This is a genomic window from Neobacillus novalis NBRC 102450 (genome assembly GCF_001591805.1).
Classification (GTDB): domain Bacteria; phylum Bacillota; class Bacilli; order Bacillales; family Cytobacillaceae; genus Neobacillus; species Neobacillus novalis.
In genome coordinates, this window is sequence record NZ_BCVP01000006.1 from 1 (window position 1) to 8099 (window position 8099).

The window sequence follows — 8099 nt, forward strand, 5'->3', positions numbered from 1 at the left end:
CCTGGCATTTCCCCGTATCCTGCTGGCATTTGACCGTAGGCTCCCGGGGCCATATAAGGTGTTTGAACCCCAGGGTTTTGGGCACCCATCATAGCACCAGGGTTATAAGCAGGATTCATAATAGGCATTTGCGGCATAAACGATGATGATTCATCCTGGTAGTATTGGCCCGGCATAACTGGGACACCAGCTGCGATTGGAGCAGCACCCGGATTCCCTTGTACCATACCTGGTACGTAATTCGGTGTCGGTGCATAGGCCGCACCTTGCACTTGCGGATATGGCATAGGCTGCATTGGATATCCTCCAAACGGAGGGCAGAATCCTGGCCCAGGCATTACAGGTGTAACTGGAACACAATAATCCTGTACGCAAGCTTCCTGAACTGGCATTGGTACAAGATTCGGTACTTCTTTTACCTCAGGAAGAATATTTGCTGGCTTCGGCGGCAGATTTGGCGTCATATTTGTCATGTTTGACATATAATAATTGTTAATATCTTTTTCTGGGACTACTTTTAGAGGCATTTTTGGAGTGTAGGGCGCTTTAGGTGCTTCTTTAAGGATCGGCGCTTCTTTTATTGGTACTTCTTTTATTGGTACCTCCTTTATCGGGATTTCCTTTTTTGGTACCTCCTTTATCGGGATCTCCTTTTTTGGGATCTCCTTTTTTGGTATCTCCTTTATCGGCATTTCCTTGATTGGCATTTCTTTAATCGGCATTTGTTTAATCGGCATTTCCTTCGGCTTCTCTTTAGCAAACGGATGCTCAGCAATGGGAACTTCTTTTTTTCCTATATGGATTGGCCCTTCTTTTTTAACGGTCCCGCCTGCAGTTGGAACCTTTATTTTCATACCGGGCATAATCATATCAGGGTTGCTGAGCTGTGAATTCATCTTTTTCAGCTCTTCAAAATTCACGCCGTACTTCTTGGCGATCTTCCAAAGAGTATCCCCTTTCTGTACGATATGGATCTTCACTCTGATTTCCCTCCTATGGCATAAGTCCATATAGTGTATGTGAAAATGGGCAAAGTGCTAACATTCTTCAGAAAAACTTATGCAGCCTTTCTAAAAAATATGAATGGTACTAGTGGAAATTCTAATTAACAGCACTTTAGAGAAAAGTTTTATTTTAATAACCAGTATGTTAAAATTGGTAATCATGCTAATGGTAAGGAGCGTTTTTTGAAAAATGAAGATTCTAGGGGAAGAGCGGAGAAAGTATATTTTACAATTGTTAAAAGACAGCAATGTCCCAATTACCGGGGGTGATTTAGCTGAGAAAACGAATGTAAGCCGGCAAGTGATTGTCGGTGATATTACCCTTCTGAAGGCAAAAAATGAACCGATTATTGCAACGAGTCAAGGTTACATTTTTTTAAAGCAGAGCTCAGGCATTCCTATGGTCGAAAGGACAATCGCCTGCAAGCATACGCCCGAAGAAACAGAAATGGAGCTTAATTTAATTGTCGATCACGGGGTATTGGTGAAGGATGTTAAAATCGAGCACGCAATTTACGGCGACTTAACAGCATCCATCATGGTTTCGAACCGCCAGGAAGTGAAACAATTTGTCAAGCGGCTGCAAACAACTAATGCCTCCTTATTATCGGAATTAACCGGCGGCGTTCATCTGCATACGATTTCAGCTTCAAGCGAAAAAGCCCTTGAAAAAGCCGAAGCCGCTCTTAAAGCAGAAGGAATTTTAATGGAAGCATAGAAATGACCCGGATTACCCGGGTCATTTTTTAAGTTAATTCCACCATCGTGGAAGGGTAGCTTCCTAATACTCTCACGCCGCAGCCCAAGGCCTCGAGCTCGGCAATTGCCCCTGGAATCAAAACCTCATCTAGCTTCATTTCTAAGTCAATAATGAAAAAATAATTGCCGATACCAGTTTTCATTGGCCTCGATTCAATTTTTGATAGGTTTATTTTTCGCCAGGCAAAGGCAGATAGCACTTGATGCAATGCCCCGGCCATGTCCGAAGGCAGTGTAACCATGAGTGTCGTTTTGAAATGCGCTGAACCGCTGATCGACGCAAAATCCAAGTCCATTTCGGAAAGAACAAAAAAGCTGGTATGGTTATAATCAAAATCATGAATATCTTTTTGAACGATAGCTAACCCATATTCCTGCGCTGCCAATTCGTTAGCAATCGCCGCTAATTTCTTTTCAGGCTGCTCCATCACCATCTTTGCCGCCGCAGCTGTTGATGACACACTCTCGACTGGCACCCCTTTTAAATGAGTATGTAAAAACTTATGGCACTGGGCAATCGCGTGAGAATGGCTGTAAACCGCGCTTACCTTCTGCCAATCATCCTGATTCTTCGCGTGAACCATTAAATGCTGCTTGATCGGCAGCGTGATTTCGCCAACGATTGGAATTTGCACGACGTGAGTTAAATAATCAAGGGTAATATTTACTGAACCTTCAAGGGCATTTTCAACCGGAACGACAGCAAGGTCTACCTCTTTATCTACTAAGGCATCCATACTTTCAGGAATGGTCTGATATGGCTCAAGTTCAAATCCTGGAAAAACCTTTTTCACCGCTAATTCCGTAAACGTAGCCTTTGGCCCCAAAAAACCGACTTTCATTCCTTCCCCACTCCTTATACTTTGCCAAACTGTTTCGCTCTTGCGGCGCTCCGCCCCTTTTTAGACTGAGCAAGTGCTTGTTCAGCACAAAAACTCTTTTTCAAAATTTTGCGTCTAATCATTGCAAAGAAAACTCGCCGATTGGCGAGCCGTTAGGCGAAGACAGAGGCGTAGTTGCACTTATGCCTGATAGGAAAGTTATACTTTCCTATCGGCTAAAAAGAAAGCCGAGAACAGCCTCCATAATGAACAAACCGTTCATTATGCACCTGTTCCCAGCACTTCAACCTTCTCGACAAATTCAAGTTTTTTTAGGTCTGCGAGTAAATGATCAATTTCCACCGTCATATTTGAAGTGTTTAAAGACAGGGTCACATTTGCTCTGCCTTGCAATGGAATCGTTTGGTGGATGGTTAACACATTCCCGCCAGACGAAGCAACGACACCTAACAATTTAGACAGCGTCCCCGAGCGATCCTCCAAATGAAAGAACAGCGAAATCAACTTTTCCTTCGTAATCGTTGAAAACGGAAAAACAGTATCCTTGTATTTATAATAGGCACTCCTGCTTAAATCAACCATTTGTGTAGCAATGGCAATCGATTCTGCCTTTCCTCTTTCCAGCATATCCTTCACTTCAATTGTCTTCTTCATTGCTTCTGGTAAAACATCCTCACGAACTAAGTAAAATTTCTTATCTGCTTTCATCACTTTTATCACACTGCCTCTTCAGGAACCCTACTCAATAAACTCAAATTCGAATTCTAATAGTTTCACGATGTCCCCGTCTTTTGCTCCTCTTTGTCTTAGGGCATCATCGACCCCAAACCCGCGAAGCTGGCGTGCGAAACGGCGGACTGATTCTTCTCTTGAAAAGTCGGTCATCTTAAATAGCTTTTCGACCTTTTCACCTGAGACCACGAACGAGCCGTCCGGTTCTCTCGTAATCGTAAAGGCCTCTGGTTCTGCTTCATGCTTATAGAGAACACGATGAACCCCTGTATCCTCTTCTTCATGTTCAAGCGGGAACTCCGGTGTCGTCTCAAGCTTATCGGCAACAGCGTATAATAACTCACGAAGCCCTTTTCTCGAAACAGCGGAAATTGGAAAAATCGGAAAATCCTCATCAAGCTGTTCTTTAAACTTGTGCAGATTCTCTTCTGCTTCAGGCATATCCATTTTATTAGCAACAATGATTTGCGGCCGCTCTGTCAAGCGCAGATTATATTCACTTAATTCCTTATTAATTGTCAGGTAATCCTCGTAAGGCTCCCTGCCTTCCATCGCCGCCATATCGATAACATGAACAATAACTCTTGTCCGTTCAATATGCCGTAGGAATTGATGGCCAAGACCAACGCCTTCACTGGCACCTTCAATCAACCCAGGTAGGTCGGCCATGACAAAGCTTCGGCCATCCTCTGTTTCCACCATGCCAAGATTAGGAACAATCGTGGTAAAATGATACTCAGCAATTTTCGGCTTCGCTGAAGAAACAACCGACAACAGCGTCGATTTCCCCACACTTGGGAATCCAACAAGACCAACATCTGCCAAGAGCTTTAATTCTAGAATAACATCGCGCTCTTGTCCTGGCTCCCCATTTTCAGCAATCTCTGGTGCCGGATTTGCCGGTGTCGCAAACCGAGTATTTCCGCGCCCGCCGCGCCCGCCTTTCGCAATGACGGCCTGCTGTCCATGTTCAACTAAATCAGCAATCACCTCATTAGTTTCCGCATCCATTACAACCGTTCCGGGCGGTACCTTGACAATCATATCTTTAGAGCCGCGGCCATGCTGCCCCTTGGACATGCCATGCTCACCACGCTGCGCCTTGAAATGGCGCTGATAGCGGAAATCCATTAACGTGCGCAAGCCCTCATTTACTTCAAAAACGACATTGGCACCTTTACCGCCATCACCGCCTGCAGGACCGCCATTCGGTACATATTTTTCACGGCGAAACGCAACCATCCCATTACCGCCGTCTCCGCCTTTTACATATATCTTCGTTTGATCGACAAACATCTTATTCCTCCCATTTGCACTGATTGCCACTAGTTATAAAACCGGCATATACACTTCTAGTGCAAGTTCACTTTCGCTGAATTCCTTGACCGCCAGATCCAATGATGGTTCATGGTCAGCAAGGAATTGTTCCAGCATTTCCTTTTGTTTTATTATCCCGCTAAAATCAAAAAAGAAACGAACACCATTTACTTGCGGTTCAATTGTGATTGATAAATGATTTTCTTGGAAAGCCTCAATTGCCTGAGTCAAGCATGTAAAAAATGACTTCGTCCAATTCGTTAAGACTGCATCATCAACTTTTATCGATTCCGAGTCGAGAAGCACTTCATATTCAAGCTTAAAGAAAGGATTCTCCCAATTGGATTTAAGCAGCAGCGAGGCAAACAAAGGTATATGTAAATTCGATAACCTTGTCTCATGCTGGGCTTCAATTACAATTTCATCAATGACTGCTTTTGCCCGGTCAATCCGATTTAAATCGAGGTTTCCCTTTATTAACTGGAGTCGGTTTAACCAGTCATGTCGTGAGTGCCGCAGCACTTCAACGATATCCCATTCTTTCCCCATACGTACACTCCCACATTAAGTGATGCTGTTAGTATATCAAAAAAACAAACATGAGTAAGCATTTTTATCCAAATGACGTGTTTTAGAGGTTAAAAAGAAGCTATAACGAAGTAGTTCCCCTGAAGAATTGAATGGAAGGTAATATTCGCTAGCAAAAAGAAAACTCTAACCAATCAGGTTAGAGTTTCGATGCAGTTCTTAAGCTTCTTGAGCTACTGGATAAACGCTCACTTGTTTACGGTCACGACCTAAACGTTCGAATTTCACAACGCCGTCGATTTTTGCAAATAGTGTGTCATCTCCGCCGCGGCCTACGTTTTCACCTGGGTAAATCTTTGTACCGCGTTGACGGTAAAGGATTGAACCACCAGTTACGAATTGTCCGTCTGCACGCTTCGCACCAAGGCGCTTAGCGATAGAGTCACGTCCGTTCCTTGTAGAACCTACTCCCTTTTTAGATGCAAACAACTGAATATCTAATTTTAATAACATTTATTCCACCTCCTGCTTTTTGAAGGTTATTTGTATGTGCTTACCGTATTGTTCTTCAATCGATCGTAATGAAACAGCCATTGCTTCAAGGATTAGCTGGATTTTCTCGTTCGTGTTTTCCGGAAGTTCTTCCGGAACCACGCAGCGAAGGAATCCATCTGCCCGATGTTCAAGGTCGGGAGTGATACCAGTCAGTTCGTGCACAGCGTTGATGGCACCAACAGAGACGGCAGAGACGCCTGCACAAACGATATCTTTCCCCCGGTCTGCGAACAACGCATGACCGCTTATTTCAAAGGATTGAATCAATCCGGACTTAGTACGGGTAATCGTAATTCCAATCATCTTTACTCCAACACCTTACGCGTTGATTTTTTCGATGACTACTTTAGTGTAAGGTTGACGATGACCTTGCTTCTTACGGTTGTTTTTCTTCGCTTTGTACTTGAAAACAACGATTTTCTTCGCACGGCCTTGTTTTTCAACTTTAGCTGTAACGGTAGCGCCTGCAACAACAGGGCTTCCAACTTTTACAGTTTCACCGCCAACGAAAAGAACCTTGTCAAAAGTAACTGTTTCACCAGCTTCACCATCTAATTTCTCAATGTAGATAGCTTGGCCTTCTTCGACTTTAAGTTGTTTACCGCCAGTTTCGATAATTGCGTACATGAACTGCACCTCCTTATAAACTCAGACTCGCCATCCCCAGGCGTTTGCGAAGGATCGCAAAAGCTTACTACCTGTTCTGTGCGGTTGTAGCACGGGTGCGCTACAAACATAACATTAGAATACTAACATAGTTCAAGGAAGAGTGTCAATAGCCTTTAGGGAGATGTCACGTTCCTCACCAAATTGTTTTAGAATATAAAATGGTTTTTCTGCTGCTTGGATGGAAAAATAAAGTTTTACATTCAGCATGCCTGTTAACGCTTCTTTATGGGCTTCCTTCGGGCCCAGCAGCGCCTCTTTAACCTCTCGAGTTGTCTCTATTAGAATTGCCTCGAATTCTGCTGAGCGGTGCTCTAACAGCTCGCGCTCAAGCCGGAATGCAATTGTTTCGGCACTTAGAATGCGGCCTGTGCCCTCACAGACAGGACATTTCACTTGAAGCGCCTCTGACAGTGCGACCTTTGTCCTTTTTCTCGTTAGTTGTAGGATTCCCAGGGGTGTAAAGCCGATGATTTTTGTTCTTTTCTCATCCTTGGATAATTCCGCTTCAACGGTGTCGAGAACCGCCTGTTTGTCCTGCTCCCGTTTCATGTCAATAAAATCAATCAGGATGATCCCGCCGATATCGCGGAGGCGCAGCTGCCTGATGATTTCTTTTGCTGCGAGCTGATTGGTTTTCAGGACCGTATCCTGATAATCGGCTTTTCCAGAAAATTTACCAGTATTCACATCTATTATCGTGAGAGCTTCCGTTTCATCAAAAATAAGATAGGCACCCTGTTCGAGCCAGACAATCTTCTTTAGGGCTTTATCAATTTCATGCTCGACATTGTTTGCAGAAAAAATATTCTCTTTTCCATTGTAGTAGCTGTGTTTCACCTTGGGGTTGGCCTGCTCAAGCATTTTTTTTACCGCTAGGTCATCGACGATGATTTCACCAGATTTCATTTTCGTTGTCTGGTTCAAAATCACCTCAATAAAGGTATCTTTTTGAAAAATTAATCCCGGCTTTTTGGGGATTTTCTGCAAGAGTTCCTTGCATTCTTGCCTTAATGTTTGCAGCTCATTGGCGATTTCTTCTTCCGTACTTGAAATGCTGGATGTCCGAAAAATGATGCCCTCTTCCTCGGTTTTAAGACGGTTGCCAAGGCGGCGGAGTGCTTTTTGCTCAGTTTCATCGGCGATTTTCCTTGAAACGGCTACATAACGTCCTTTAGGCATGTAAATAAGATGGTTTCCTTGGATTTCAATAATACCTGTTACCTTTGGACCCTTTGTACCGGTTGCATCCTTGTCCACTTGAACGAGCATTTTTTCTCCTTGATGCACGTAGGAAGTAACATTCTTTTGTTTATCTTGGGCAAGCACGTATGACGGCAGGCTGTCACGATGCAAATAGGCATTTTTATCCTCACCAATATCGATGAACACTGCATTCATCCCCGGTAACACCTTTGTCACCGTGCCATAATAAATATTGCCGACCAGCGATCGTTGTTCTGGTCGGTCAAAAACGATCTGTTCAACATGCTTGTTTCTGAGATAAGCAAATCGCTTCTCACGTGCCATGTAATTGATTATTAATGTTTCCAAACTTAGCGTCCTCACTTGCTTATTGTTATTTGTTTTTAGAATCGCCTTCCTTAAGGGGTAAACCGGGCGGGTTTTGATTTGCGATATCCTTAAGGGCCGTTGTTAAAGACAAAACCGAGTAGATTCTAGTGGAAATGTCCTT

General features: G+C 43.7%; 10 protein-coding genes and 1 other annotated feature. Of the genes, 1 reads left to right on the forward strand and 9 read right to left on the reverse strand.

Features of this window, described 5'->3' with window-relative positions:
• The coding region (gene safA, locus BANVL01_RS04555; RefSeq protein ID WP_156482192.1) for a SafA/ExsA family spore coat assembly protein at positions 1 to 980 on the reverse strand (980 nt) is incomplete at its 3' end.
• A gap of 214 nt (positions 981 to 1194) precedes the next feature.
• Here safA and BANVL01_RS04560 point away from each other — a divergent pair.
• Positions 1195 to 1722: a transcription repressor NadR gene (locus BANVL01_RS04560; protein ID WP_066090463.1), complete on the forward strand. Its 528-nt coding sequence runs from the start codon at positions 1195 to 1197 to the stop codon at positions 1720 to 1722.
• A gap of 28 nt (positions 1723 to 1750) precedes the next feature.
• Here the strand turns inward: BANVL01_RS04560 and pheA are convergent, their stop codons facing one another.
• The 8 genes from pheA to BANVL01_RS04600 all read right to left on the reverse strand — a co-directional run bounded on the left by pheA (position 1751) and on the right by BANVL01_RS04600 (position 7957).
• Positions 1751 to 2605, reverse strand: a complete 855-nt coding sequence (gene pheA, locus BANVL01_RS04565; RefSeq protein WP_066090466.1) for a prephenate dehydratase — start codon at positions 2603 to 2605, stop codon at positions 1751 to 1753.
• Between the two features lie 261 nt (positions 2606 to 2866).
• Positions 2867 to 3313: a transcriptional regulator ThrR gene (thrR, locus tag BANVL01_RS04570; protein WP_169803132.1), complete on the reverse strand. Its 447-nt coding sequence runs from the start codon at positions 3311 to 3313 to the stop codon at positions 2867 to 2869.
• 30 nt (positions 3314 to 3343) lie between these two features.
• The gene (obgE, locus tag BANVL01_RS04575; RefSeq protein WP_066090469.1) at positions 3344 to 4633 is read right to left on the reverse strand and encodes a GTPase ObgE; all 1290 of its coding nucleotides are present in this window, start codon (positions 4631 to 4633) and stop codon (positions 3344 to 3346) included.
• Positions 4634 to 4666: 33 nt separating this feature from the next.
• On the reverse strand, positions 4667 to 5203 hold the full coding sequence (locus BANVL01_RS04580) for a sporulation initiation phosphotransferase B (protein ID WP_066090471.1): 537 nt from the start codon (positions 5201 to 5203) through the stop codon (positions 4667 to 4669).
• A 198-nt stretch (positions 5204 to 5401) separates the two neighbouring features.
• Positions 5402 to 5695, reverse strand: coding sequence for a 50S ribosomal protein L27 (rpmA, locus tag BANVL01_RS04585; RefSeq protein ID WP_066090474.1), 294 nt, complete (start codon positions 5693 to 5695; stop codon positions 5402 to 5404).
• Positions 5696 to 6040: a ribosomal-processing cysteine protease Prp gene (locus BANVL01_RS04590; RefSeq protein ID WP_066090477.1), complete on the reverse strand. Its 345-nt coding sequence runs from the start codon at positions 6038 to 6040 to the stop codon at positions 5696 to 5698.
• Between the two features lie 15 nt (positions 6041 to 6055).
• Positions 6056 to 6364, reverse strand: a complete 309-nt coding sequence (rplU, locus tag BANVL01_RS04595) for a 50S ribosomal protein L21 (protein WP_024027457.1) — start codon at positions 6362 to 6364, stop codon at positions 6056 to 6058.
• 13 nt (positions 6365 to 6377) lie between these two features.
• Positions 6378 to 6460: a sequence feature (ribosomal protein L21 leader region), on the reverse strand.
• A gap of 36 nt (positions 6461 to 6496) precedes the next feature.
• Positions 6497 to 7957, reverse strand: coding sequence for an Rne/Rng family ribonuclease (locus tag BANVL01_RS04600; RefSeq protein ID WP_066147726.1), 1461 nt, complete (start codon positions 7955 to 7957; stop codon positions 6497 to 6499).
• Between the last annotated feature and the right edge of the window lie 142 nt (positions 7958 to 8099).